Consider the following 25,462-nt stretch of genomic DNA (forward strand, 5'->3'; position numbering starts at 1 on the left):
GCGGCAAGGACGCTGCGAGCCGTGCGTGGATCGAAGGAGATGCACCGTGTTCCGTGGCCCCCACCCCGACGTCGACGTGCCGAACGTCGGCGTCTACGACTTCCTGTTCGCCCGCCTGACGGACGACGACCTCGAGCGCACGGCGCTGATCGACGGACCCAGCGGCGCCCGCTGGACCTACCGCGACCTGCGCGACCAGGCGAACGCCGTCGCCGGTGCCCTCGCCGCGCGGGGCCTGCGCCCGGGCGACGTGATCGGGCTGCTGTGCCCCAACACGCCGGCGTTCGCGGTCGTCTTCCACGGCGCGCTGCGCGCGGGCGTGACCGTGACGACGATCAACTCGCTCTACACGCCCGACGAGATCGCCGCCCAGCTCCGGGACTCCGGGGCGCGGCTCCTGGTCACCGTCGGCGCGCTCGCCCAGGGCGCGGCCGTCGCGGCCGGGAAGGTCGGGCTCGAGCCGGGCGACGTCGTCGTGCTCGACGGGCCGGGCGAGGCCGCGGACGGGCACCCGAGCCTGCGGGACTGGCTAGCCGCTGCGCTGCCCGCGCCGGACGTGTGGTTCGACCCCGCCACACACCTCGCGGTCCTGCCGTACTCGTCGGGCACGACGGGCCTTGCCAAGGGCGTCATGCTGACCCACAGCAACCTGGTCGCGAACGTCGCGCAGACCGCGCCGACGCTCGAGATGGTGCCCGACGACGTCGCCCTCGCCGTGCTGCCGTTCTTCCACATCTACGGCATGACGGTCCTGCTGAACCTCGCACTGTCGCAGCGGGCGGCTCTCGTGACGATGCCGCGGTTCGACCTCGCCCAGTTCCTGGCGCTCGTCGAGCAGCACCGGTGCACGTACCTGTTCATCGCGCCGCCCATCGCCGTCGCGCTCGCCAAGCACCCGCTCGTCGAAGGGCACGACCTGTCGAGCGTGCACACCGTCTTCTCGGGCGCCGCCCCGCTCGACGCGGCGCTCGGGCACGCGGTCGAGGCCCGCCTCGGGTGCCGCATGAAGCAGGGCTACGGGATGACCGAGCTGAGCCCGGTCTCGCACGCGATCCCGCCGTCGGTCGACCTGCCACTCGACTCGGTCGGGTACTCGCTGCCGAACACCGAGTGCAAGCTCCTGGACCCCGCCACCGGCGAGGAGATCCCGCAGCCGGCCACGCCCGACGACGGCGAGTCGGCCCCCGGCGAGCTCCTCGTCCGCGGGCCTCAGGTCATGGCCGGGTACCTGAACAACCCGCAGGCGACGGCCGACACGCTCGAGCCCGACGGGTTCCTGCACACCGGCGACATCGCGACCGTGACGTCCGACGGTGTCGTGCGGATCGTCGAGCGGCTCAAGGAGCTCATCAAGTACCACGGGTACCAGGTGGCGCCTGCCGAGCTCGAGGCTCTGCTGCTCGCGAGCCCCGACGTCGCCGACGTCGCCGTCATCGGGGTACGCGACGAGGACGGCGAGGAGGTGCCCAAGGCGTACGTCGTCGTGCAGCAGGGGCACGAGCTCGACGAGCAGGGCGTGAAGGACTACGTGGCCGCGCGCGTCGCGCCGCACAAGAAGGTGCGCAAGGTCGAGTTCGTCGACGCGATCCCGAAGTCGTCGTCGGGGAAGATCCTCCGCAAGGACCTCCGCGCCCGCGAGGCCGGCCGCCTCTGACTCCCGACCGTGCCGCCCGCCCCCGACCGGTGCCCCGGTCCCGCCGCGAGGTAGCGCGTTTCGCCTGAGACAGCGCGGATTCCGCGCTGCCTCGAGCGAATCGCGCTACCTCGGCACGCCCAGGTCTTGTGACGGCGCCGCCGCGGGTCTAGCGTCAGGCTTGCGTTCGTTAGGCGCGCTAACACAAGGTGCCGGGCCGCTCGTCGGCGCCGGTGCCGGCACCCGGTCCGTCGACGACGACGGGCCCGAAGGAGAAGCAATGAAGCATTCCGTCCTTCGCACCGGAGCGAGCGCCCTGCTCGCTGCCGTGCTCGTCGCCGGCCCCTTCGCGGCGTCGGCCCTCGCCGGGAGCCCCCACGGCCACCACGGCCACCACGCAGGCGGCCACGTCAAGCCGCTGCCGACCAGCGTCTTCGCGCCCTACCTCGACGTCACCGCCGTCGACTCGATCGCCCAGACGTCCGCGGACTCCGGCTCGAAGTACGTCACCCTCGCGTTCCTCCAGGCCGACAAGCCCGGGTCCTGCGACCTGGCCTGGGCGGGCGACCCGGCCAAGTCCGTCGCCAGCGGCGCGCTCGGCGAGGAGATCGCGAAGATCCGCAAGGCCGGCGGCGACGTCGTCCCGTCGTTCGGCGGCTACAACGCCGACACCGACATCATCACGTGGTCCGGCGATCCCGCGAACCTGACCGAGATCGCCGACTCCTGCAAGGACGTCTCCCAGCTCGCGAAGGCCTACGAGCAGGTCGTCACCACGTACGGCGTCCAGCGCCTCGACTTCGACATCGAGTCCGACTCGATCAACAACGCGCCGGGCGTCGACCGCCGCAACGCGGCCATCGCCGAGGTCCAGAAGTGGGCGAAGAAGAACCACCGCACCGTCGAGATCTCCTACACCCTGCCGTCGACGCCGAACGGCCTCGCGGCATCCGGCCTCGCCGTCCTGCAGTCGGCGGCCGCGCACGGGGCCGTCATCCACAACGTCAACATCATGACGTTCGACTACTGGGACGGCGTCCAGCACGACATGGTCGCCGACGCGGAGAGCGCCGCGAGCGCCCTGACCGGCCAGCTCAAGGCGACGATTCTCCCCCACGCCTCGCAGGCCGAGCTGTGGCGGCACGTCGGCGTCATCCAGATGAACGGCACCGACGACTACCGCACCGCCGACGGCGTCGCGACCGAGGTCTTCACCCCGGCCCAGGCCGTCACCTTCGAGCGGTGGGCCGCCAAGCAGCACCTGGCATTCCTCGGCTTCTGGGCGCTCCAGCGCGACAACGGGTCGTGCCCCGACGCCACCGTGGCGCAGAACAACTGCTCCGGGATCGAGCAGGACACCTGGGCCTTCACCCAGGCGTTCAAGCCGTTCACGTCGAACGGCTCGCCGCACCGGCACTGAGCGAGAACCGGCCGCCTCGACGGTCCGCGCCGAGCAGTCGCTCGGCGCGGGCCTCGCCGTCGTCAGCACCCAGGCGTTGTGGCGGTACTCCCGACGACGCCCCGTGCCAGACTCTGGGGATGCCGAGACCACGCGCGTACGTCGACGCGTTCTCCGCCGAGTGCCCCACCCGCGAGGTACTGGACCGCATCAGCAGCAAGTGGGTCAGTCTCGTCCTGGTGGCGCTGGCGGACGCGCCGTCCGGCTACCGCGAGCTCCTCCGTCGGATCGAAGGGGTGAGCCCGAAGATGCTGACGCAGACCCTCCGCGCGCTCGAGACGGACGGCATCGTGCTCGCCCGACGCTCGACGGACCGGCCGTCTCGCTCCGTCTACGCGCTGACCGATCTGGGCCGCACCCTCCTCCCAGTCCTGGCGGCGGTCAAGCTCTGGGCGGAGGACCACCTTCCCGAGGTCCTGCGTGCACGGGAGCTCCTCGCCGAGGCCCGTCCCTCGTAGCGGCGCGCACCTGGAGGTGCCTTCTTGTGCGGCTCCGTGGACGAGAGCAACGCTGTCGTCACGCGAAGCCGAGACGAGGAGACAGCGTGCGAGCAGTCGTGGTCGAACAGTTCGGACCACCATCGGTGGCCCGGATCGCCGAAGTCCCCGTCCCGCCGGTCGGGCCGGGGCAGGTACGGGTCGCCGTCGCCTCCGCCGCGATCAACCCCGTGGACCTCGTGACGCGCCGAGGCGCGCTCCACGAGGCGGGCCTGCACGACGCCGCCCCCGTGCGGCTCGGCTGGGACGTCGCCGGCACCGTCACCGCCGTGGGCGCAGGCGTCCGGCGGCTGCGCGAAGGCCAGCGTGTGATCGGTCTGTCGGACCGGCTGTCCGCTCCCAGCAAGACGCACGCCGACCAAGTACTCCTCGACGAGACCGCAGTCGCCGCGGTAGACGAGCATGCTGACCTCATCAGCTTCGGCGCGCTGCCGCTCGCCGGACTGACGGCGTGGCAGGCCCTCGACCTGGCGCACGTGGGAGCCGGCAGCACTCTGCTCGTCACAGGGGCGGCCGGACGGGTCGGGTCCACGGCGCTCCAGCTCGCGCTCCTGCGCGGGGCGAACGTCCTCGGGGCCGGCCGCACCGGGCATCGCCCGCTGGTGGAGGCGACGGGCGCGACGTTCGTCGACGCTGCCGGCCTGGCCGAGCACGTCCGGGACGTCGTTCCCGGCGGTGTCGACGCGGCGATCGACGCCGCCGCCCTGGGTGCGGCGAGCCTCGACGCGGTCCGTTCCGGCGGACGCCACGTCAGCCTCGTCGTGACGGAAAGTCCTGCCCCGCTCCGTGGCGTCGCCTCGTCGTCGCTGGCGGTCCGGGCGGACTGGCAGCAGCTCGCGCTCGTCTCGCATCTTGCCTCGACCGGCGCGCTTCGCCTGCCGCAGGTGACGACCATCGGCCTGGACGACGCCGTGGCCGCCTACGCGCAGGCCGAGAAGGCCGACGGCGCGCGGTACGTGCTCGTTCCCGAGGCGGTCGCGTCGTCCATGGACGCCGCGCCCCTATGATCTGTGGCCTGCCGGAAGCGACAAGGAGGGGAAGTGATGGTGACACGACCGACCCTGTTCCTGACCGTCGGGCTACCGGGCACGGGCAAGACCACGGAAGCGCGACGCATCGAGGTCGAGCACCAAGCGCTTCGCCTCACGAAGGACGAGTGGGTCAGGGCCCTCTACGGGCTCGCGAACCCGCCGTCGGCCTCGGACGTGATCGAGGGGCGACTCATCGAGATCGGGCTGCGTGCTCTCGAGCTCGGCGTCAACGTCGTCATCGACTTCGGCCTCTGGGGCCGGGACGAGCGGTCCGCGCTGCGGCAGGCAGCCGCCGACCGCGGGGCGGCGGTGGAGATGCGCTACTTCGAGCTCTCGCCGACCGAACAGCGGAGACGACTCGACCGGCGGCAAGCCGAAGAGCCCCACACGACGTGGCCCTTGTCGGACGAGGAGCTCGCCGAGTGGGCGGCGATCATCAGCGTCCCGACGGCGGGGGAGCCCGACGGCAGCGAGGCCATCGATGCACCGCCGGCCGGATTCGCGACGTGGGACGCGTGGCGCAGGCACCGCTGGCCGAGGACGATGACCCTTGACCGCCCAGGACGTCGCTGAGCCGAGCTGACAGGTGACCACGTGACCGGCAAGAACGACCGCAGCGTGCTCTGGTTCGTCATCTACGCCGTGGGCGCGGGCGCTGTACTTCTCGGCCTGCTCACGGTGGTCATCCCCGGCGTGGCAGGGGCGCTGCTCGTCGGCGGTGGACTCCTCGCGCTGGTCGTCGTCCGCGGCTTCGGGCCCTCGTCTGCCGGGGCCATCAGCGGCCTGTCGCTGCCGCTGTTCTTCGTGGCGTGGCTGGACCGTCGCGGTCCGGGAGGCCTGCCGTGCCACGCCGGCGGCTCCTGCTCCGAGGATCCCAGCCCCTGGCCGTGGCTCGTCGCCGCCCTGATCTTCATCAGCCTCGGCGTCGTCATCTTCCTCGTCGCCCGGCACACGATCCAGCCACCGCCCGCAGCACCCCCCTCCGACGTACCGCCTCAACCCTGGATCGCCCCGGCGGGGTCACAGCCTCGGCCACCGGGACCCACCACGGCAGACCCGAACCGCCCGCGTGGCCCGACGGACTGGGCGCCACCCGAGTAGGTCGTCCTCGAGTGAGGTTGGAGCCGGATACCACGAAGGGCCCCGACCTACCCGGTCGGGGCCCTTCGTCGTGAGCGGTAGCGGTGAGATTCGAACTCACGGTGGACTTTCACCCACACACGCTTTCGAGGCGTGCTCCTTAGGCCGCTCGGACACGCTACCTCGCCGGTTGTACCCGGCCGCAGAAGCGTACCCGCTCCCCCCGCCTGATTCCGAATCGGCCCGTAGGCTCGACTCCGTGGAGACCCTTCCCGCGGCCCGCGCGGCCGCCCAGGACGCCCTGGCGGTGCTGCGCGGCCGCCGGCTGGCGGTCCTGACGGGCGCGGGAATCTCGACGGACTCGGGCATCCCCGACTACCGCGGCCCGGACTCCCCGCCCCGCAACCCGATGACGTACCAGCAGTTCGTGGGCGACGAGGGCTTCCGTCGGCACTACTGGGCCCGGAACCACGTGGGCTGGCAGCACGTGAACCGCACGACGCCGAACGCGGGCCACCGCGCGCTCGTCCGGCTCGAGGAGGCGGGCGTGGTGACGGGGATCATCACCCAGAACGTCGACCTCCTCCACGAGGACGCCGGGTCCCGGAACGTCATCGACCTGCACGGGCGCTACGACCGCGTGATCTGCCTGCAGTGTGGTCGCGTCATCTCGCGCGAGCACCTCGCCCAGCGGCTCGACGCGCTCAACCCGGGGTTCGTGGAGTCGGTCGCGGGCGACGTCGCCGACATCGAGATCGCCCCCGACGCGGACGCTGTCATCGAGAGGACGGCGCACTTCAGGCCGGCGCCCTGCGAGTTCTGCGGCGGGATCCTCAAGCCCGAGATCGTGTACTTCGGCGAGAACGTCCCCCGCGAGCGCGTCGACCGGGCCTTCGCTCTGGTCGACGACGCCGACGCGCTCCTCGTGGCAGGGTCGTCGCTCACCGTCATGAGCGGTCTGCGGTTCGTCCGCCGGGCAGCGAAGAACGGGCAGCCCGTCGTCATCATCAACCGTGGCCCGACGCGCGGTGACGACCTCGCGACCGTCAAGCTCGACACCGGCACCAGCGAGACGCTGACCGCCATCGCGGACGCGCTCACGTGACGGGCGGCCGCGCCCTCGAGGTCCGGACCCTCGACGGGCGCGTCCTGGTGGTCCACGACACGGGCGTCGTCGGCGACGTGGAGGGACCGGTGCTGGTCTGGCACCACGGTTCGCCGTCGACGGGCGCCCTGCTGGCGCCGGTTGTCGAGGCGGCGGCGGTGCGCGGCGTCCGCGTCCTGTCGTACGCACGGCCGGGGTACGGGGGCTCGACGCCGGCCCCCGGGCGGGACGTGGCCTCCGCCGCGACGGACGTCGTCCAGGTGCTCGACGCGGTCGGCGTCGGGCGCGCGACGGCGCTCGGCTACTCCGGCGGAGGCCCGCACGCGCTCGCGTGCGCCGCGCTGCTCGGTGACCGGGTGCCCGCCGTCGCCGTCGTCGCCTGCCTGGCGCCGTTCACGGACGACGCGCCGTGGTGGGACGGCATGGCCGCACCCGGGGGCCTGCATGCGGCGTCGCACGGCCGCCAGGCGCGCGCCGCCTACGCGCTGACGGAGACGTTCGACCCGGCGAGCTTCGTCGACGACGACTGGGGCACCCTCGAGGGCCCGTGGGGCGCGCTGGGCCAGGACGCGCAGCGCGCGGAGGCGGACGGCCCCGACGGCCAGGTCGACGACGACGTCGCGTACGTCTCCCCGTGGGGCGTGGACCTGGGGACCGTCGCCCAGCCGGCGCTCGTCGTGCAGGGCGGACGGGACCGGGTGGTGCCGCCGACGCACGGCACCGCCCTGCTGCAGCACCTCGCGCGGGGCGAGCTCTGGCATCGTCCGCGCGACGGGCACGTGTCCGCGCTCGCCGCAGTGCCCCTCGCGATCGACTGGCTCCTGCAGCACCGGTGACCCGGCCCACGGGCGGCCCATCGGCAGGGCCGCCCGCGGGCACCGCCTCAGGCCGCGGGCCTCAGATGGCGGACGAAGAACCGCACCGCGCTGTCGGCCTCGAACCGGGGCAGCTGCTTGTGCCGCCCGGCGTTGGCGTGGAGCGTCTTCTCCGTCGACGCGAACGCGTCGAACAGCTCCAGCCCGGCCGCCCGGTCGATGTGCTCGTCGTCCCACTGGAGGTCGAACTCGATCGGGACGGTGATGCGCCGCGCGAGCGGCACGAGCGTCTCGGGCCAGAACTGCCCGAGCACGGCCGCGCGGATCCGTGGTTCCACGGCCAGCAGGGGCACGCCGATCGCGGTGCCCATGTTGATGCCGTAGTAGCCGACGGGCCCGCCGACGTCCGGCAGCCGCAGGAGCTCGTCGAGGACGGCGCGCCACTCCGGCACGGCCTGCTCGGCGAGGTGCCCGTTGTAGCGCACGACGATCGGCCCGACCGGTTCCCCGGTCTCCATGGCCCTCTGCATGGCGTCGATCTCGCGCTCGTCGTGGTCGGTCCGGGGGCGTCCGCCGTGGCCGGGCGCGTCGAGCGAGGCGGCGACCAGGCCGCCGTCGACGACGAGCCTGCGGGCCCGCCCGACCATGGCGGGCGCGGTGCGGTGGTTGCCGCCCCCGTGGCCGAGCAGGACGAGGGGCGCGGGTCCGGCGGCGTCGGCCGCCGACCAGAGCGCCCCGGTGAGCTCACCGACGGTGAACTCGCGTTGCACGACGCCGTCGACGGTCGTCGTGCTGGTGAAGCGAAGAGTGTGAGGTGTGTTCATGGGTCTGTTCCTCTCGGGAGCACGTGCGTCGGTGCTCCTGGCGACCCCTACGTCGCGCGACCCGCCGCGACCGCGAGCGGAGCACCCATCGTTGCTGCGAACATCGGGCACCACCTCCTCGGTCGGGTCACGGCTCGGGGAACGTTACGCGCTCCGTCGCAGCCGTCCCAGGGATTTGTCCGCGTCAGCTCGACGCCGCCTTGATCGCCGCCTCGCACGCGGCCTTGGTGCTCGGGACCTCCGACGCGTCGATGCCGTCGGTAGCCCGGTTCTTCGGGGTCGCGGGTGCGGTCGGCGTCTTCGTGCCCGAGCCCTTCGTGCTGGGCGTCTTCGTGGTGGGCGTCTTCGTGCCCGTGCCCGACCCCGACGAGCCCCCGCTCTTCTCCGACGACACCAGCGGCTTGTCCTCCTTGAGCTTCTTCCAGACGCCGGCGGCCGACGGCGCCCACTGGACTTGGGCCGGCTTCGGCGCATAGGTCTCGTAGGGAATCGTGAGGAAGACGACGTCGTCGAGGGAGACGTGTCGCAGGCTCCACCCGAGGCCCACGAGGTTCTTGAGGCTCGACAGGTTGCTGCTCGTGGTGAGGGACTTCGTCGCGGCGTCGAGGAAGCTCAGGAGCTTCGGCGCCGACGTGAGGACGTTCTGGTCGACGAGCTTCGTGAACATCGCGCTCACCATCTCCTGCTGGCGCAGGATGCGGCTCGTGTCGCTGCCGTCGAGGCCCTCGCCCTTGCGGGCCCGCGCGTAGCCGAGGGCCTTCTTGCCCTTGAGCGTCTGCCAGCCGGGGTCGAGGACGAGGTGGTTCGCCTCGGGCGAGTCGATGTGCCGGGTGATGCACATGGGGACGCCGTCGAGCGCGTCGATCATGCCCGCGAACCCGGCGAAGTCCACGACGACGAACCCGTCGAGGTTCAGCCCGGTGTCCTTCTCGACCGTCTGCCAGGTGCACAGCGCGCCGCCCGCGACCGAGCCCGTCGCGTCCGCCCCGTACGCGAACGCGGCGTTGAACATCCCGATCGCGTACTCCCGGGTCGTGGTGCCCTTCGTGTCGACCTTGCAGGCGGGGATGTGGACCATCGAGTCGCGCGGGATCGAGACGACCTCGACGCGCTTCCTGTCGGCCGAGATGTGCAGGATCATCGTCGTGTCCGAGCGCTGCCCCACCTCGCCGTCGCCGACCTCCTTCGCGTTGGCGCCCCCGCGCGAGTCCGAGCCGAGCACGAGGATGTTGAGGTCGTCGCCCGCGTCGGGGTCGTTCGGGTCGTCCGGGGTGTGCGTGGGCTTGCCGAGCACCTCCTCGACGTTCACGCCCTCGACGTTGCCCTGGTAGTGCCGCGCCAGCGCGTACGCACCGGTCCCGACGGCGGCGACGGCCCCGACGACGACGAGCGAGACCACCTTGACCAGCCGGTGCCCGCGGCGGGCCCGGGCGTGCGCGGGGGGCCGCGGGGCGTCGTCGTCGGGAGCGGGTGTGGCGGTCGTCACAGCTGCGAGCCTAGGCCCGGTTCGCGAGGTTCTCCCGGCGGGGCGCGTGACGGAACTGTGCGGAATCGGGGAAGGCGTCCCCGCAGGTCAGCGCTGGTTCTCGAAGAACGCCCGGAGCAGGTGCCCGCACTCGGCCTCCCGCACGCCGCCGACCACCTCGACCCGGTGCACGGCGCGCGGGTCGCGCACGAGGTCCCACACCGAGCCGGTCGCCCCGGCCTTCGGGTCCCACGCCCCGAGCACGACGCGCGGCACCCGCGCCAGCACGACCGCGCCCGCGCACATCGCGCACGGCTCGAGGGTCACGACGAGCGTGCAGTCGTCGAGGCGCCATCGGCCCAGGGTGGCCGCCGCCGCTCGCAGCGCGACGACCTCGGCGTGCGCGGTCGGGTCGCCCGTCGCCTCGCGCGCGTTACGTCCAGCCCCGACGACGGCGCCGTCCGCGTCCAGCACGACGGCGCCCACGGGCACGTCCCCGGTCGCCGGGGCGGCCTGCGCCTCGACCAGGGCGAGGCCCATCACGTCGTCGAATCGTCGCGGGTCGCCGTACACGCACCCAGCCTCCCAGACCGCGGCAACCCTGCGCCCGCGCGGCCCGCCCGCCGGTACCGTTAGGCCATGCGCACCATCGTCGCCGACCACCCGCTCGTGGCCCACAAGCTCGCCGTGCTGCGGGACGCGAGCACCCCCTCCCCCACGTTCCGCCACCTGGTCGACGAGCTGGTGACCCTCCTGGCCTACGAGGCCACCCGCGAGGTGCACGTGGAGGCGCGCGAGATCCACACGCCGGTCGCGGTCACGCAGGGCGTCTACATCGCCGAGCCGCCGCCGCTGATCGTGCCGATCCTGCGCGCCGGGCTCGGGATGCTCGACGGCATGACCCGCATGGTCCCCAAGGCCGAGGTCGGGTTCCTCGGGATGGTGCGGAACGAGGAGACCCTCCAGGCCACGACGTACGCGAACCGGCTGCCCGACGACCTCACCGGCCGCCAGTGCTTCCTCGTCGACCCCATGCTCGCGACCGGCGGCACGCTCGTCGCCGCGATCGAGTACCTGCTCGACCTCGGCGCCCGCGACGTGACCGCCGTGTGCCTGCTCGCCGCCCCCGAGGGGCTGGCCGCCGTCGAGGCGGCCGTGGGCCACCGCGCCGAGGTGACGGTCGTCGTGGCGGCAGTCGACGAGCGCCTCGACGAGCGGGGCTACATCGTGCCCGGGCTCGGCGACGCGGGCGACCGCCTCTACGGCGTCGTCTGACCCGGTCGTCACGATGTCTCACATCGCGAGACATCGTGCCGCACTGCTTGGCTCGCACCGTGAGACGTGCGACTCTGCCCGTATGAACGAGCAGCCGAACGCCGCAGCGCCCCTGAGCGCCGCCGTCGGCATGCCTCGGTGTCCCCGCGTCTGTTGTTGCGCCTGACCTCCCTCGCCTCCCCGCGAGCCCCGCGCACCACGCGTCCCACGACGCACCCAGACGCCAGCCCCGGACCCCCGGTCCGGCCGCACCCCGAGGTTCAGCCATGACGCTCGTCTCCGAGTCCCGTCCCACCACCCAGCGCACCCCCCGCACGAGCCCGCCCGGCTTCGTGCTCTACGTCGGCGTCGACCCCCGCACCGCGCACCGCAGCGGTGAGCTCGTCGAGCTCGCCGAGACCCTGAGCGAGTTCGCCCGCGAGTGGCTGCCCGACGCCGAGACGTACACCGCGCTGCGGCTCACCGACGCGCCCCCGCGGCCGGCGGCCCCCTCACGGCCGGGTGCGCCGGCCAACCCCCGCACCCGGGGCGTCCCGCGCGAGCCTGTCCCCGCCGTCCGGCACGACGACGTCTCGGCGTTCCGCGAGCGGCTCGCCCACATCCAGGCCGTGCCCCGGCTCGTCATCGACGCGCGAGCCCGCACCGTCACCGTCGACGACCGGCCCGTGCACCTCACCTACAAGGAGTTCGAGCTCCTGGTGCACCTCGCCCGCTCCCCCGAGCGCCCCGTGACCCGCGACGAGCTGCTCGACACCGTCTGGGGCCGCGACGCCGTCCGCGAGGGCACGCGGACCATCGACGTCCACGTCCGGCGGGTCCGCGAGAAGCTCGACGTCGGGCACGTGATCACGACGGTCCGCGGCGTCGGGTACCGGTTCGCGACCGCCGCCGAGGTCGTGCTCGAAGGCTGACGCGTCGCCCGCGGTGACGTTCCGTTCGCCGTCGGCGGTCAGCCCTCGCGCGACCAGGGCTGCGGGAGGCCGACCGACTGCGCCCAGTCGTTGGCGGCCGGCGGCGCGAGCAGCGAGAGCCGGTGGTGCCCGAGCACGCCGTGGTCGAGGCGCCAAACGTCCCCGTCGTAGGTCACGCGGTCACCCTCGTCGTAGAACCCCCGCTGCCAGTCGGGGACGCACCGGACGCCGTCGACGGGCAGGGTGAACGTCTCGCCCGCGGCGTTCACGGTGAAGGCGGCGGCCTGCTCGCCGACCGTGCGCTGGACGGTGCTGGAGTCGCCGGCCTCGACGAGGACGCCCCGCCCGCCGGACACCCGGAACCAGACGTCGACGGACGACGCCGTGTTGTCGAGGAGGATCGCGACCGGCGCGGACGACTGCTGGCTGCCGCGGTCGAACGTGCACGCGCCGACGGAGGCGACGGACGCCGCGGGGTGGGTGCAGTCGGGCGCGTCGTAGGAGGCGTCGCGGGACGTCGTGAAGTCGCCGCGCGAGATCGTGACGTGCACGGAACCGGCCCGGACGTGGCCGTGGTGGCGGTCGGCGCGGACGGTCACGTCGACCGACCCGTTGCCGGGCACCTGCACCGACTTCCCGTCGACGACGGCCGTCACGTCCCAGGCCGAACCGTTCGTCAGGGTCAGGGTCACGGTGCCGTCGCACTGCGCGGCCGCGGCCGCCCCGACCGGCCAGCGCACCTCCGTGGCGACCTGGACGGCGGCTGTCGCGTCCGCGACGCCGTGACCGCCGAAGGTCACGGCCACCCGGTCGGTCCCGGCCGCAGCGTCGCGGTCGACGCCGAGGTCGAGCCGCAGCGTCGCGGTCTGGCCGGGCGCGAGCGAGCGGTCGGCGACGATCGAGCCGTACCGGCCGTGGAAGTCGCCGCCGACGCCGTCCACCGTGTACCCGGCCGGCAGGTCGAGGTCCGCGCCGAGGCGGTACGCGGTGGCGGTGCCGTCGTTCGTGACCGAGACGGTGACCGTGACGCTGCCCGGGTTGGGCACGCTCGCGTCGGCGCCGTCGTGCGCGTCGAGCACGGGCTTGCCGGGGCAGCGGTTCTGGACGTACGTGACCGTGCGGGTCGTGGTCTGCCCATCACGGGTGAGGGTCACGTCCACCGACGCCTGGCGTCCGTGCCAGCCGTGGTGACGCTGGTACGTCACCGGCACGACGAGCTGGGCGCCGTCGGACCCGACGGTCACGTCCTTCGCACCGGGCGCGCCCGCCGTGAGTGCCGCGACCGAACCGTTGGCGACGGCGATCGTCAGCGTGCCCTGGCCCGGCTTCTCCCAGCCCGTGCACTGCACCGCTCCGGCGGCGGTCGCGCTCGCGCCGGTCCACGGGTCCTCGACGACGAGGTCCTGCGACCAGGACGCCGTCCGGTGCGTCGCGTCCGCGTCCCCCGGGTTCCCGACGGCGAAGGTCACCTGCACCGGACCCGACCGGGCGCCGTCGCGCGTGGTGAGGGTGAGCGGCAGACTCGCCTTGTCGCCCGCGGCGACCGAGCCCCCGAGCGTCCACGTGCTGTCGCCCGTCTGGGTCCAGCCGTCGCCGACGCGGACGAACACGCCGTCGGGGGCCGCGACCGTGGCCGTGACGCCCGTGGCGGCGACCGAACCGCCGTTCGACACCGACGCGCTCGTGCTGGTCGTGTCGGGGTTCGCGAGCGTCGCCGAGCGGGCGGTGGCGGCCGACAGGTCGGGGGCGCACGGATCCGCGCGATAACTCGTGGTGACGGGCGCGGAGACCCGGAGCACGCCGTCGACCGTGCGCTGGAACGTCACCGTGAGGCCCTGCGCGCCGCCGCCCGCGTAGACGACCGGCACCCCGACGGAGCCCGACGACCCGGAGACGCCCGCGTCGCCGGAGACCGCGTCGCGCGTCACGACCGCGGTGAGAGCGGCGGACGAGCCGTTCACGACCGGCACGGCCACCGTCGCCGCGCCCACGCTCTCCGGCCCGGTGCACTGCAGGCTCGGCGTGCCGACGTCGGCTCCCTGCCACGGCTTCTCGACGGTCAGGCCGGTGGATGCCGTGGGCGTGCCGTTGTCCGCCACGGCGCCGCGGACGGTGAGCGTCGCCCGCCCGGCGCCGTCGGGCGCCGTGCCGGACGCGCCGCCCGTGCCGTCGGCCACCACGTGCGCGGTGAGCGCCGTCGAGTCGCCGCTCGGCAGGGCGAACCCGGCGGGGACCCTCCAGACCGTCCCACCGAACCCGTCGACCGGCGTCCAGGACCCGCCGCCGGTGAGGCTCGTGACGCGGACGCCGTCCGGCACGGTGAGCGCGACCGTCGCACTGGACGGGGCGCCCGCGTCGCCCGTGTTGGCGAGCGTGAAGCGCACGTCACCCTCGCCCGGGTTCGCGACCGTGAGGTCGGACGACGACGACGGCACGAGGTTCGCGCTGTGGACCGTCGAGTCCTGGGGTGCCACGCTGCCCGTCCACGGCGCCGTGTACCCCTCGGCGGAGATCTGCCACCCGATGCCGCCGAAGCTGCGCGACCGCGGCGTGAGGTTGACGCTCACGCCGACCTGCGCACCCGCGGCGAGCGAGGCCACGTGGCAGACGACGGTCGGGCCACCGTCGGCGCCCGACGGCGTCACGACGCACGTGCCGTCGGGGACGTCCAGGCGGAGCGCCGCGCTCGTGAGGCCGCCGCCCGAGCCCCCGGTGCCGCCGGGCAGGAGCGACGCGCTGTCGGCGTCGACCGACTGCGGGAGCTGGAGCGTGAGGTCGACGTCCTGGGCGGCCGTGCCGCCCGTGTTCGAGGCCGTCAGCGACACCTGCGTCGCGGAGCCGACCGTGAAGGTCGGGGCGCCGTCGAGGCCGACGGCGAGGCTGGCCGGCGTGGGCGGCGGGGGCGGGTCGACCGGAGCGGTCGTCGCAGGCGGGTCGACCGGGGCGGTCGTCGGGTCGGCGGTCGGCGCCGTCGTGGGCAGCGGATCCGCGACCGGGACGACGGGCGGGACGACCGGGTCCGTCGTCGGCTGCGTGGTGGGAGTCACCTCGGGAAAGACCGGGGCGACCGTCGTCGGGGACGTCAGGTCTGGGGTCGTCGGCTCGACGACGGGCGAGCTGGGCTCTGCGCCGGGCGTCGGGAGCGATGGCTCCGTGAGCGCCGCGGTCACCAGCGGCGCGGCCGCCTCCGGCGGCGTACCGCCGGAGAACACGCCGAGCCCCGCGGCGACGCCGACGCCGACCGCTGCCGTCAGGCCGACCGTCACGACGGTGGCCGTGATGGGCGCCGCCGCGAAGAACGCCGCGATCCCGGTCGCACCGGCGCTCGCGGTGCCTGCCCCGCCGACGACCGCCGCCCCGCCGGTCGCCCCGGCGCCCGACGCTGCGGCGCCGACACCGGACGCGACTCCCCCGGCGGCGCCGGAGGCCCCGCCGGCACCCGCCGTCCCGGCGCCGCTCGCGGCCATGGCACCCGACCCCGCCGAGCCGGCGCCGGCCGTGGCGCCGCCCCCGGTGGCCGCGCCACCTCCCGCGGCCGCGCCTCCTCCGGTCGCCGCCGACCCGGCACCGCCCGCGACGGTGGCCCCGCCGGCCACGCCCGCACCGCCGCCGAGGGGCAGCGCGTGCCCGACGAGCGCCAGCCCGCCGGTGCCCAGCACGAGCGGAGCGATCACGCCGCGCATGCCGTGCGCGACGTCGCCGAGCTCGAGCGCCAGCGCGCGGCACTCGCCGCAACCGGCAAGGTGCGACTCGACCTGCGCGGTCTCGCGCTTCGCGAGCCCGCCGCGCACGTAGGACCCGAGCAGCCCGTTGACAACGTGGCAGCCCTCGTCTGCCGTGCCGCTGAGGTGCTGCTGGAGGTACGCCTGCCGCAGCCCCTCCCGCGCCCGGTACGCGAGCGCGGACACGCCGTTGGCGGTCAGCCCGAGCAGCGGCGCGATCTGCGCGGGGGTGAGGCTCTCGACCTCCGTGTACCAGAGGACGGCCTGCCAGCGTTCGGGCAGACCGCGGTAGGCGCGGGAGACGACGGACCGTTCGAAGCTCTCGAGCGCCGGCTCCTCGGTGGACGCCGCGAGCCCGAACGCCGACTCGTACATCGTCCAGTCGTCCGTGGGACGCTGGCGCCGGCTGCCCTCGGTCATCCCGTAGGCCGTGTGCCGCACGACCGTGAACAGGTACGCGCGGAACGCGACGTCGGGCCCCCCGCCCGACTGCAGCACGGACAGCACCTTCGCGAAGGAGTCCGAGACGACGTCGTCGGCGTCCGCGGGACGACTCACGTACTGCCGCGCGACCGTCGCGGCCGCGGCGCCGTGCCGTTCGTAGAGCTCGCCGTAGGCGTGCTTGTCCCCGGCACGTACTGCCGCGATGAGCTCGGCGTCGCTGGCCGTGCTCGGAGTCCCGGGATCGAGGGCCGTCATGCGGAGTGTTGCTCCAGTCTTCGGACGCCCCCACATCGTAGGCTTGCGCGCTCGCGCGAACCATGCTTTGAGCGGGCGAAACCTGGCGATCGCGGGTTTCAGTGCCGGCGTCGGGCACGGAACGTCGTTTCACCCGCTCGCGTCGCGTCATGCGGGGTGCCCTGCCCGCTCTCATCTGCATGACCCACGGACGACTGCCGCCGCTCGAGGCGCCTGCGCAGCGTCTCCGCGACCGCTGGCGGGACGAGAGCCTCGCCGCTGTCTGGCTGCACGACGGCGACTGGTACCACCCCGCGGTGGACGCGCTCGCCGAGGGGATCGCCGAGCAGCGCGACGTCACCGGCGCCGCGGAAAGACTGGGCCGGTCCCGCGCCGCGCTGGGCGTGGGCATCGGCGAGGCGCTCGACGACGTCGCGTGCCTGTACGCCGTGACCGGGACGCCGCCCGACCCGCAGGTGCTGCGGGCGGTGAGCGTGGGCTGGGTCGTCGGGAACGAGACCGCACCCGCGCCCGTCGGCCTGGTCGACCCGTGGTCGGGGCTGCCCACCCTGGACTACCTGATGCTGAGGCTGCGCGAGACCTACGGCGAGGCGGGCCGCCAGGAGAAGGACCCGGCGACCACGCACGCGCTGGTCGTCGTCGACGTCGCGGTCGACCAGCTCACGGCTTTCCAACGCCTCGCCAGGGCTGCCGTGATGGGCGGGGTCATGGCGGAGGCGTTCGGCGACGGCCACCCGATGGCCGTCGCGGCGCCCGGCGTGTACGTCGCCCTCGTGTCACGCGACGAGACCCTCGGGCCACGCGTGGCGGAGCTGCGGGAAGCCGTGGAGCGCGCAGCCGAGGAGCGCAGCGTCTCCGCCGTCGTGCGCCGGCCACCGCGCGTCTGGATCGAGGGGCTGCCGCCGTCGGTCGACGACGTCCCCGCCCTCCTCGGCGCCGCGGGTGCGGTCGCCTTCGCCGGCTCGGCCGGCGTCGAGGTCGAGGGTGAAGACCGGCGCTGACTGACTCAGGCCGGGTCGAACGTCAGGCAGTCGGCGTGGTCCGCGCTCGCAGCGCCGGGGCCGACGCGGACGGACGCAGCGGCACACTCGAGGTGGTCGTTGTGCGTGCAGTCGGTGCGCTGGCAGGCGCCGACGAAGGTCATGACCTTCGGCAGGCCGCCCTTGACGTCGAGCGGGATGAAGGTCGCGCACTCGGCCTCGCCGGTCTCGCGCCCCCCGATCGTGACCGCGGCGGCGTGGCACGCGGTGTGGTCGTTGTACGAACAGCCGAGCACCGTGCACTCGGTGACCCGAGGCATCTCCATCGTGGCCATGTCGTTCTCCCGGGGTGTGGTCGTGGGCGGCTTCCGCTCTCGACACTATTCCGCGGAAATACATTCCGCCACCACGAGGACCCGCTTTTGTGGTGCTCTTTGGAAAAGCCTTTAGATCACATTCTTCTTGCGTAATCCGCGGCGGCGCTCGCGGCGGCTCAGAACGGCGACCACCGGACCAGGGCCGCGCGCTCCTCGCCCTCCGGCACGCTCGCGCGACGGCCGCGCGGCACGATCACCACGTCGCCCGACGACGCCGCGGCGAACACGCGGCGCCCGGGGTCGGCACGCAGGGCGAGGGCCTCGAGCATGCCCTCGAGCCGCTCGACCCGCTCCTCCAGCGTGAGGATCTTCTTGATCCCCGCGAGGTTGATGCCCTCCTCGTGCGACAGACGGTAGACCTCCCGCAGCTTCGCGACGTCGCGCGGCGAGTACCGCCGGCCGCGGCCGCGAGCGCGCCGCGGCGACACCAGGCCCAGCCGGTCGTACTGACGCAGCGTCTGCGGGTGCATGCCCGCGAGCGCGGCCGCCTCCGAGATCACGAACCGTGGCTCGTCGTCGTTCACGCCGCACCTCCCTGGGCGGGTGCCGCGGCGGCGCTCACTGCGCCGCGCGCTGGGCGAGGTCCGCCCGGACGTCGTCGGCCGACGTCTGGGACGCGAACTCCTCGACGGCCTGCTTGGCCGCCTTGGAGAGCTTCTGCGGCACCACGACCTGCACGGTGACGTAGAGGTCGCCTGTGCCCTTGGCGGTCTTGACGCCATGTCCCTTGACCCGCAGCGTCCGGCCCGACGGCGTCCCGGCGGGGATCTTCACGCGCACCGTCTGCCCGTCGAGCGTCGGCACCTCGAGCGTCGTGCCGAGGGCGGCCTCCGGGAAGGTGACCGGGACGGTCATCCGCAGGTTCTTGGGGTTCGCCGGGTCGAGCGAGAACACCGGGTGCGGGGTGACGTGGACCGTCACCACGAGGTCGCCGGCAGGGCCGCCCGTCATGCTCGTCCGGCCCTTGCCGGCCAGCTTGAGCTTCTGCCCGTCGCGCATGCCGGCCGGGATGCGGGCGCGCACGGTCCGGCCGTCGACGTCGAACGTCACTTCAGCGCCCTCGACCGCCGTGCGGAACGGCAGGGTCGTGGAGGTCAGGACGTCCTGGCCGCGTACCGGCGCCTGGCGTCCGTACGGACCGGCAGCACCGCCGCCGCCGAAGAGGCCGGACAGGATGTCCTCGAAGCCTCCCCCGCCGGCGCCGCCGGCACCGCCGGCACCGCCGGACGAGTAGCGGACGCGCTGGCCGCCGGGGGCGCCGCCCCCGAACATCCCGCCGAACATGTCCTCGAACCCGCCGGCCCCCGCGCCGCCGCCCGGGCCGCCGGCGGAGAAGCGGGCGCCGCCGCCTGCCATCGCCCGGACGGCGTCGTACTGCTGACGCTGCTCGGGGTCCGACAGAACGGCGTACGCCTCGCCGATCTCCTTGAACTTCGCCTCCGCGGCGGCGTCCCCCTGGTTCTGGTCGGGGTGCCACTGCCGGGCGAGCTTGCGGTACGCCCGCTTGATGGCGGCGTCGTCCGCGTCCTTGGGGACGCCGAGAGCCGCGTAGAAGTCCTTCTCGAACCAGTCCTGCCCGGTCACGGCGTCTCCCTTCGTGTCGTTCGGTCGGTGCGAGCCCTCGGCTCGGATCAGCTCTCGGGCCCGACGACGGCGACGTTCGCCGGCCGGACCACCTTCTCGCCGATGCGGTAGCCCGGCTCGATGACGATGCTGATCGTCGTCGAGGTCGCGTCCGCGTCGGCCTGGTGCATGAGCGCGTGGTGCAGGTTCGGGTCGAACTCCTCGCCGACCCGACCGAAGCGCTCCACCCCGTACTTGGCGAGGACGCCGTCGAGCTTGTCCGCGATCGCCGCGAACGGCCCGGCGAGGTCGCCGGCCGCGCGGGCCCGCTCGACGTCGTCGAGCACAGGAAGAAGGGCCAGCAGCACATCTTCCACGCCGCGCGACCGCGCCGCCTCGGACTCGCGCTTGGCGCGGTTGCGGTAGTTCACGAACTCCGCGCGCTCACGCTGCAGCGCGTCCAGGTGCGTGGCCGCCTCCGCCTGCGCCGCGGCGAGGGCCGAGTCGACCCCCGCGAGCGCGTCGGCGCCCTGCTCGGCCTCGAAGTCGAGGTGGTCGATCGAGTCCTCGCCGCCCGCGGGGGCCGCGGCGTCGGGCGTTGTGCCCGACGACGCGGCCTCGCGCGGCTGCCCCGTCTCCGGGTCGATCCGACGCTTGTCGGTGAAGTGGAACGGGGTGCCGGAGGAGGGCTCCTCCTCCGGCACGTCCGGAGTGTTCCCTGAGGTCGTCACTTCTTGTCGTCCTCGTCCACGATCTCGGCGTCGACGACGTCCTCGTCAGGGGCCGAGCCGGCGCCCGCTGCGGCGGTCGCGTCGTCCTGGGCGGCGCCGGCGTTCCCGGCCGCCTGCTCCTGCTCGGCCGCCGCGTAGAGCGCCTGGCCGATCTTCTGGCTGGAGGCGCCGAGCTTTTCGTGCGCGGACTTCACCGCGTCCGCGTCGTCGCCCTCGAGGGCCGACTTCACGGCGGCGATGTCGGACTCGACCTCGGACGCGACGTCCGCCGGGATCTTGTCCTTGTTGTCGTTGACGAGCTTCTCGGTCGAGTAGACGAACGCCTCGGCCTGGTTGCGGGTCTCGGCGTCCTCGCGACGCTTCTTGTCCTCGGCCGCGTGCTCCTCGGCCTCCTTGACCATGCGGTCGATGTCCTCCTTGGGGAGGGCCGAGCCGCCCGTGATGGTCATCTTCTGCTCCTTGCCGGTGCCGCGGTCCTTGGCGCCGACGTGCACGATGCCGTTCGCGTCGATGTCGAAGGTGACCTCGATCTGCGGCACGCCGCGCGGGGCCGGGGCGATGCCGGTCAGCTCGAACGTACCCAGCGGCTTGTTGTCCCGAGCGAACTCGCGCTCGCCCTGGAACACCTGGATGAGCACCGACGGCTGGTTGTCCTCGGCCGTCGAGAAGACCTCGGAGCGCTTGGTCGGGATGGCCGTGTTGCGCTCGATGAGCTTGGTCATCACGCCGCCCTTGGTCTCGATGCCGAGCGACAGGGGGGTCACGTCGATGAGCAGGACGTCCTTGCGGTCGCCCTTGATGACGCCGGCCTGCAGCGCGGCGCCGACGGCCACGACCTCGTCCGGGTTGACGCCCTTGTTGGGCTCCTTGCCGCCCGTGAGCTCCTTGACGACGTCCGTCACCGCGGGCATGCGGGTCGAGCCGCCGACGAGGACGACGTGGTCGATCTCGGAGACCGAGACACCCGCGTCGGAGATGACCTTGTGGAACGGGCCCTTGGTGCGGTCCAGGAGGTCCTGCGTCATCTGCTGGAACTGGGCCCGCGTGAGCTTCTCGTCCAGGTGGATGGGGCCGTTCTCGCTCATCGAGAGGTACTGCATGGAGATCGTCGTGCTCGTGGCCGACGACAGCTCCTTCTTGGCCTGCTCGGCCGCCTCGCGCAGACGCTGCAGCGCGATCTTGTCCTTGGACAGGTCGACGCCCGAGCTGTTCTTCACCTGCTTGATGAGGTGCTCGACGATCCGGTTGTCCCAGTCGTCGCCGCCGAGGCGGTTGTCGCCCGACGTCGCGCGGACCTGGATGGTCGAGAAGTCGTCCTCGTCCTTGCCGACCTCGAGGAGCGAGACGTCGAACGTGCCGCCGCCCAGGTCGAAGACGAGGATGAGCTCGTCCTCCTTGCCCTTCTCCAGGCCGTACGCGAGCGCCGCCGCGGTGGGCTCGTTGACGATGCGGAGCACGTTGAGGCCCGCGATCTGCCCGGCGTCCTTGGTGGCCTGACGCTCGGCGTCGTTGAAGTATGCGGGGACGGTGACGACGGCGTCCGTGACGGGCTCGCCGAGGTACTCCTCCGCGTCGCGCTTGAGCTTGCCGAGGACGCGGGCGCTGATCTCCTGGGCGGTGTACTTCTTGTCGTCGATCTCCGTGGTCCAGTCCGTGCCCATGTGGCGCTTGACGGACGAGATGGTGCGGTCCACGTTGGTGACCGCCTGGCGCTTCGCGACCTCGCCGACGAGGACCTCGCCGGTCTTCGAGAACGCGACCACCGACGGGGTGGTGCGCGAACCTTCCGCGTTCGCGATGACCGTGGGCTCACCGCCCTCGAGGACCGCGACGACCGAGTTGGTGGTGCCGAGGTCGATGCCGACTGCACGTGCCATGGGTGTTGCCTCCTGTATCGCCGGGGCGAGCCCGGCCGGGTTGAGTCTGCTGCACTCAAGGTAGCCACGCCGTCGTCGGGCGCGCAAGCCCGCGGCGGTCAAACTTGAGTCTGTCTCGCTCAACCTTGACGAAGTCGGGGGTATTCCCCCGTCCCAACACCCTCGCGAGCACCGTTCGGCCCGTGGCAGGGTGGTCGCGTGGACGACGCCGCCCCTCCCACCTGGCCTCCGAGAAGTCGTACGGGGAGGCGGGCGGGAGACCGCAGCCGTGGCTCGACGCGCGGTTCGTCCCGCCGCCCGCGACCGGCGATCGGCTCCGTCACCACGACTTCCCCGCCGGTTCGGAGACCCGGCTCGACGTCGCGCTCCGGGTGTACGACGCGATGACGGACCTGCTCGGCCTCGACGTGGACGAGCTCGTGATCGTGACGCACGGCTTCACGGCCGGGCTGGTCGTCGCCGCCTGGATCGGGATGCCGATCGAGGCGGCCGGTCACATCGCGTTCCCGGTCCCGTCGGGCAGCATCACGACGCTGCGAGAGGACGGGTACTTCCACAACCGTGCCGTGGTCGGCGTAGGCGACGTCGCACATCTCGTCTCCGAGTGACACGACGACTCCGGCGACAGGCCTTCGCCTCGATCCCCGGCTAGGCTCGTGATCGAGCTCCGTCAGGGCTGGAGCGCTCGAAGCCCGACTTTCTACCGACCCCCGCCCTGCGTGGTCGGTGAGGAGTCGACCATGCCTTCGCCCGCCACCCGTTCTGAGCCGGTCATCTCGGCGACCGGCCTGAGCAAGCACTACGACTTCTACCGCCAACCCCCGGGACTTCTCGGTGCCGTGCGCGGTCTGTTCGGCCGCGAGCTCACCAGCGTCCAGGCCGTCGTCGGCCTCGAACTGACCGTCGAGCGCGGCGAGATCGTCGGGCTGCTCGGCCCGAACGGCGCCGGCAAGACCACCATCGTCAAGATGATGAGCGGCCTCCTGGTGCCGAGCGACGGTGAGCTCCGCGTGTGCGGGTATCGACCGGCGGCCCGCTCCTATCCGTTCCTGTCGCAGATCTCGGTGATCTTCGGTCAGAAGGCGATGCTCTGGTGGGACGTGTCGACGCGGCAGTCGCTGAAGATCCACCGCAGCATGTACGAGATCCCGCGGAACGAGTTCACTGCCACCGTGGTCGAGCTCGGTGAGCTTCTGGGCATCACCGACATCCTCGACACGCCGGTGCGCAACCTCTCCCTCGGCCAGCGGATGCGGTGCGAGCTGGCGCTCGCGCTGCTCCACCGGCCGGCGCTGCTGTTCGCCGACGAGCCGACGATCGGGCTGGACGTCCAGGCGAAGCTCGTGGTGCGCCGCCTCTTCCGTGAGATCAACCGGGCCTTCGGCACCACGATCGTGCTCACCAGCCACGACATGAGCGACGTCGAAGCGCTGACCGAACGTGTCGTGGTCGTCGCCGGGGGACGGGCGACGTTCAACGGCGAGCTCGCCGAACTGCGCGCGCGTGCCGATCTGCCGAAGCACGCGGTCCTCACCTACCGCGGCGGACGCGTGGAACGGGTGCAGCTCGGTGACGAGGCGATCGGCGCACTGGTCGAGGCGGCTTCGCGGTCCGGGGAGCTGGTCGACTTCCGCGTCCTCGAGCCGGGACTCGACGAGGTCATGTCCAAGGTGTTCAGCGAGAGCGCTGTGCAGTCGTGAGCACCTCGACGGCGCGGCGTACCGGCTCGGTGCTCCGGAGCCTGGTGGAGCAGGAGGTCCAGACGATCACGCAGTACCGCTGGTGGCTGGTGGCGATGCAGGCGAGCGTCGTCGTGGTGCCTCTGATCTCGCTGCTGGTGTGGCGTGGGGCGATGGCGCGCGGTGCCGAGCCCCCGGTCACCCGCGACTACCTGACGACCTACCTGGTCATGGTCAGCGTCGTGACCATGCTGACGTCGAGCTGGACCGCCCGGTTCCTGGCCGAGAGCATCCGCGGGGGGCAGCTGAACGCCTGGCTCGTCCGCCCCTGCTCGACGCACCTGGTCGCGGCGGCGAACAACGTGTCCGAGAAGCTCGCCAAGCTCGCGACCATGCTGCCGCTCGTCGTCGTCCTGGGGATCGTCTTCCACCGCGACGTCGAGCTGCCCTCCGACGCCGGGCGTTGGCTGCTCTTCTGCTGGGCGCTGGCCATGGGCGCCACGATGATGTTCTGCTTCGACGTCGTCGTCGGGTCGCTGGCCTTCTGGTGGGACGAGGTCGCAGCCGTGGACCGCTTCCGCCAGCTCGCCGCCCTGTTCCTGTCGGGCGCCCTCATCCCCCTCTCGGTCATGCCCTCGGCCTGGGGCGCGTTCCTGCAGGCCCAGCCGTTCGGTTATGCGGTCGCGTTCCCGATCCAGACGCTGCTCGCGCCCGACCTCGCCCCGTTGCGGACCGGGCTCGCGGTCCAGGCTGCCTGGGTGCTTCTCGCTCTCGTCGCCGCCCGGCTCGTCTGGGTCAGCGGCCTGCGCCGGTACAGCGGGGCCGGCGCATGAACCGGCGGACCGCACGCATCACCGTGGTGGTCTGGCTGAAGCTGTTCCGGCAGGCCGTCATGCGGGACCTCCAGTTCCGCTCGCAGGTGTGGCTGCACCTGTGCGCCAGCATCGGCGAGCTGGCCGTCGGGATCCTCCCGGTGCTCATCCTGACCAGCTTCATCGGTACCGACTCGAGCGTCCGACAGGCCGCCGCACTCGCAGTCGGGGTCTTCGCGTTCACCACCGGGCTGATGGACTGCTTCGTGTCGCCGGGACTGCGGCGGTTCGACTCGGCGATCCGCAAGGGAGAGCTGGATCTCGCGATGATCCGGCCGGTGCCGACCTTCTTCTATGCGGTGCTGCGCTGGATCCAGCCCAGCGAGCTCGGCCGGTGTGTGAGCGGGGCGGCGGTCGTGGTGGTCGCCGCGTCCGCCTTCGACCTCGGGTCGGGTGCGAAGGCTCTCGTCGCCCTGATCGTCTGGGCTCTCGCGGGGACCGTCGCCTACTGCGCCTTCTGGGCGGACCTCGCCCTGCTGGCCTTCTGGGTGCGCTCGATCGAGCCTGTCAACGACCTGGCCGCGGCCTGGCGCGGTGCCGGCCAGTACCCGCGCCTGTTCTTCCCGCGGACGGTACAGATCGTCCTGGTCTCGTTCGCGCCTGCCGCGCTGATCGGATCGTTCCCCGGTGAACAGCTCCTGCGCCCGACCGCAGCGCTTCTGCTCGCCCCGGTCGTCGTCGTGGGGTCGTGCTCGGTCACCGCACTGATCTGGCGATTCGGGCTGGTCCGGTACGACAGCGCAAGCAGTTGAGATCCGGGCCGGATCCCGCGGCAGCCATTGGCTGGTCGCGCCCACCACGGCCGCGCAGGGCTCCCTTGCTATGGCGGTCGGAACACCTTCCGTCCTACAGCCGGCCTTCGGCACA

The 25,462-nt window shown here is 72.8% G+C and carries 24 protein-coding genes and 1 tRNA gene; 15 read left to right on the forward strand and 10 right to left on the reverse strand.

Features of this window, described 5'->3' with window-relative positions; translation table 11 throughout:
- Window positions 1-46 precede the first annotated feature (46 nt).
- The 6 genes from ACLQ14_RS03765 to ACLQ14_RS03790 all read left to right on the forward strand — a co-directional run bounded on the left by ACLQ14_RS03765 (window position 47) and on the right by ACLQ14_RS03790 (window position 5,721).
- Complete coding sequence (locus tag ACLQ14_RS03765; RefSeq protein WP_425810014.1) at window positions 47-1,654, forward strand: AMP-binding protein; 1,608 nt, start codon at window positions 47-49, stop codon at window positions 1,652-1,654.
- Between the two features lie 259 nt (window positions 1,655-1,913).
- Window positions 1,914-3,053 carry a chitinase gene (locus ACLQ14_RS03770; protein WP_425810016.1) on the forward strand — a complete coding sequence of 380 codons (1,140 nt, stop codon included), beginning with the start codon at window positions 1,914-1,916 and terminating at the stop codon, window positions 3,051-3,053.
- Window positions 3,054-3,172: 119 nt separating this feature from the next.
- The gene (locus tag ACLQ14_RS03775; RefSeq protein WP_425810018.1) at window positions 3,173-3,550 is read left to right on the forward strand and encodes a winged helix-turn-helix transcriptional regulator; all 378 of its coding nucleotides are present in this window, start codon (window positions 3,173-3,175) and stop codon (window positions 3,548-3,550) included.
- 86 nt (window positions 3,551-3,636) lie between these two features.
- A complete protein-coding gene (locus tag ACLQ14_RS03780; protein WP_425810020.1) occupies window positions 3,637-4,596 on the forward strand; it encodes an NADP-dependent oxidoreductase in 960 nt (319 codons plus the stop codon).
- 36 nt (window positions 4,597-4,632) lie between these two features.
- Window positions 4,633-5,193 carry an ATP-binding protein gene (locus ACLQ14_RS03785; RefSeq protein WP_425810022.1) on the forward strand — a complete coding sequence of 187 codons (561 nt, stop codon included), beginning with the start codon at window positions 4,633-4,635 and terminating at the stop codon, window positions 5,191-5,193.
- A gap of 21 nt (window positions 5,194-5,214) precedes the next feature.
- Entirely contained in the window at window positions 5,215-5,721 is a 507-nt protein-coding gene (locus tag ACLQ14_RS03790) for a hypothetical protein (protein WP_425810024.1), read from the forward strand.
- Window positions 5,722-5,796: 75 nt separating this feature from the next.
- On the opposite strand, the gene ACLQ14_RS03795 is transcribed toward ACLQ14_RS03790, so the two are convergent.
- Window positions 5,797-5,883, reverse strand: a tRNA-Ser gene (locus ACLQ14_RS03795).
- A 76-nt stretch (window positions 5,884-5,959) separates the two neighbouring features.
- On the opposite strand from ACLQ14_RS03795, the gene ACLQ14_RS03800 reads away from it, so the two are divergent.
- Together ACLQ14_RS03800 and ACLQ14_RS03805 are read left to right on the forward strand one after the other, a co-directional pair.
- Complete coding sequence (locus ACLQ14_RS03800; RefSeq protein ID WP_425810026.1) at window positions 5,960-6,805, forward strand: NAD-dependent protein deacetylase; 846 nt, start codon at window positions 5,960-5,962, stop codon at window positions 6,803-6,805.
- A complete protein-coding gene (locus tag ACLQ14_RS03805) occupies window positions 6,802-7,641 on the forward strand; it encodes an alpha/beta fold hydrolase (protein WP_425810028.1) in 840 nt (279 codons plus the stop codon). The genes ACLQ14_RS03800 and ACLQ14_RS03805 overlap by 4 nt, the downstream gene beginning before the upstream one ends.
- A 47-nt stretch (window positions 7,642-7,688) precedes the next feature.
- On the opposite strand, the gene ACLQ14_RS03810 is transcribed toward ACLQ14_RS03805, so the two are convergent.
- The 3 genes from ACLQ14_RS03810 to ACLQ14_RS03820 all read right to left on the reverse strand — a co-directional run bounded on the left by ACLQ14_RS03810 (window position 7,689) and on the right by ACLQ14_RS03820 (window position 10,449).
- A complete protein-coding gene (locus ACLQ14_RS03810; RefSeq protein WP_425810030.1) occupies window positions 7,689-8,444 on the reverse strand; it encodes an alpha/beta hydrolase in 756 nt (251 codons plus the stop codon).
- A 184-nt stretch (window positions 8,445-8,628) separates the two neighbouring features.
- The gene (locus tag ACLQ14_RS03815; protein WP_425810032.1) at window positions 8,629-9,930 is read right to left on the reverse strand and encodes an LCP family protein; all 1,302 of its coding nucleotides are present in this window, start codon (window positions 9,928-9,930) and stop codon (window positions 8,629-8,631) included.
- Between the two features lie 87 nt (window positions 9,931-10,017).
- Window positions 10,018-10,449 carry a nucleoside deaminase gene (locus ACLQ14_RS03820; RefSeq protein ID WP_425810196.1) on the reverse strand — a complete coding sequence of 144 codons (432 nt, stop codon included), beginning with the start codon at window positions 10,447-10,449 and terminating at the stop codon, window positions 10,018-10,020.
- Between the two features lie 99 nt (window positions 10,450-10,548).
- On the opposite strand from ACLQ14_RS03820, the gene upp reads away from it, so the two are divergent.
- Both upp and ACLQ14_RS03830 read left to right on the forward strand, forming a co-directional pair.
- Window positions 10,549-11,184 (forward strand): uracil phosphoribosyltransferase, encoded by a 636-nt coding sequence (gene upp, locus ACLQ14_RS03825; RefSeq protein WP_425810034.1) that lies wholly within the window; start codon window positions 10,549-10,551, stop codon window positions 11,182-11,184.
- A gap of 266 nt (window positions 11,185-11,450) precedes the next feature.
- Window positions 11,451-12,095 carry a winged helix-turn-helix domain-containing protein gene (locus ACLQ14_RS03830; protein WP_425810036.1) on the forward strand — a complete coding sequence of 215 codons (645 nt, stop codon included), beginning with the start codon at window positions 11,451-11,453 and terminating at the stop codon, window positions 12,093-12,095.
- 38 nt (window positions 12,096-12,133) lie between these two features.
- On the opposite strand, the gene ACLQ14_RS03835 is transcribed toward ACLQ14_RS03830, so the two are convergent.
- The gene (locus ACLQ14_RS03835) at window positions 12,134-16,516 is read right to left on the reverse strand and encodes a sigma-70 family RNA polymerase sigma factor (RefSeq protein ID WP_425810038.1); all 4,383 of its coding nucleotides are present in this window, start codon (window positions 16,514-16,516) and stop codon (window positions 12,134-12,136) included.
- Between the two features lie 179 nt (window positions 16,517-16,695).
- Between ACLQ14_RS03835 and ACLQ14_RS03840 the strand changes: the two genes are divergently transcribed.
- Entirely contained in the window at window positions 16,696-17,517 is an 822-nt protein-coding gene (locus ACLQ14_RS03840) for a hypothetical protein (protein WP_425810040.1), read from the forward strand.
- A gap of 5 nt (window positions 17,518-17,522) precedes the next feature.
- Here the strand turns inward: ACLQ14_RS03840 and ACLQ14_RS03845 are convergent, their stop codons facing one another.
- The 5 genes from ACLQ14_RS03845 to dnaK all read right to left on the reverse strand — a co-directional run bounded on the left by ACLQ14_RS03845 (window position 17,523) and on the right by dnaK (window position 22,044).
- Entirely contained in the window at window positions 17,523-17,831 is a 309-nt protein-coding gene (locus ACLQ14_RS03845) for a DUF1540 domain-containing protein (protein ID WP_425810042.1), read from the reverse strand.
- Window positions 17,832-17,989: 158 nt separating this feature from the next.
- Window positions 17,990-18,397, reverse strand: coding sequence for a heat shock protein transcriptional repressor HspR (locus ACLQ14_RS03850; protein ID WP_425810044.1), 408 nt, complete (start codon window positions 18,395-18,397; stop codon window positions 17,990-17,992).
- Between the two features lie 34 nt (window positions 18,398-18,431).
- Window positions 18,432-19,457, reverse strand: a complete 1,026-nt coding sequence (locus ACLQ14_RS03855; protein WP_425810046.1) for a DnaJ C-terminal domain-containing protein — start codon at window positions 19,455-19,457, stop codon at window positions 18,432-18,434.
- 47 nt (window positions 19,458-19,504) lie between these two features.
- Window positions 19,505-20,140 (reverse strand): nucleotide exchange factor GrpE, encoded by a 636-nt coding sequence (locus tag ACLQ14_RS03860; RefSeq protein WP_425810048.1) that lies wholly within the window; start codon window positions 20,138-20,140, stop codon window positions 19,505-19,507.
- 23 nt (window positions 20,141-20,163) lie between these two features.
- A complete protein-coding gene (gene dnaK / locus ACLQ14_RS03865) occupies window positions 20,164-22,044 on the reverse strand; it encodes a molecular chaperone DnaK (protein WP_425810050.1) in 1,881 nt (626 codons plus the stop codon).
- A 182-nt stretch (window positions 22,045-22,226) separates the two neighbouring features.
- On the opposite strand from dnaK, the gene ACLQ14_RS03870 reads away from it, so the two are divergent.
- The 4 genes from ACLQ14_RS03870 to ACLQ14_RS03885 all read left to right on the forward strand — a co-directional run bounded on the left by ACLQ14_RS03870 (window position 22,227) and on the right by ACLQ14_RS03885 (window position 25,347).
- On the forward strand, window positions 22,227-22,652 hold the full coding sequence (locus ACLQ14_RS03870; RefSeq protein ID WP_425810052.1) for a histidine phosphatase family protein: 426 nt from the start codon (window positions 22,227-22,229) through the stop codon (window positions 22,650-22,652).
- A gap of 132 nt (window positions 22,653-22,784) precedes the next feature.
- Window positions 22,785-23,744 carry an ABC transporter ATP-binding protein gene (locus tag ACLQ14_RS03875; RefSeq protein WP_425810054.1) on the forward strand — a complete coding sequence of 320 codons (960 nt, stop codon included), beginning with the start codon at window positions 22,785-22,787 and terminating at the stop codon, window positions 23,742-23,744.
- Window positions 23,741-24,556 carry an ABC transporter permease gene (locus ACLQ14_RS03880; protein ID WP_425810056.1) on the forward strand — a complete coding sequence of 272 codons (816 nt, stop codon included), beginning with the start codon at window positions 23,741-23,743 and terminating at the stop codon, window positions 24,554-24,556. The genes ACLQ14_RS03875 and ACLQ14_RS03880 overlap by 4 nt, the downstream gene beginning before the upstream one ends.
- Window positions 24,553-25,347 carry an ABC transporter permease gene (locus ACLQ14_RS03885; protein WP_425810058.1) on the forward strand — a complete coding sequence of 265 codons (795 nt, stop codon included), beginning with the start codon at window positions 24,553-24,555 and terminating at the stop codon, window positions 25,345-25,347. The genes ACLQ14_RS03880 and ACLQ14_RS03885 overlap by 4 nt, the downstream gene beginning before the upstream one ends.
- Window positions 25,348-25,462: the final 115 nt, after the last annotated feature.

It is taken from the genome of Luteimicrobium sp. DT211, from assembly GCF_049844995.1.
Lineage (GTDB): Bacteria > Actinomycetota > Actinomycetes > Actinomycetales > Cellulomonadaceae > Luteimicrobium.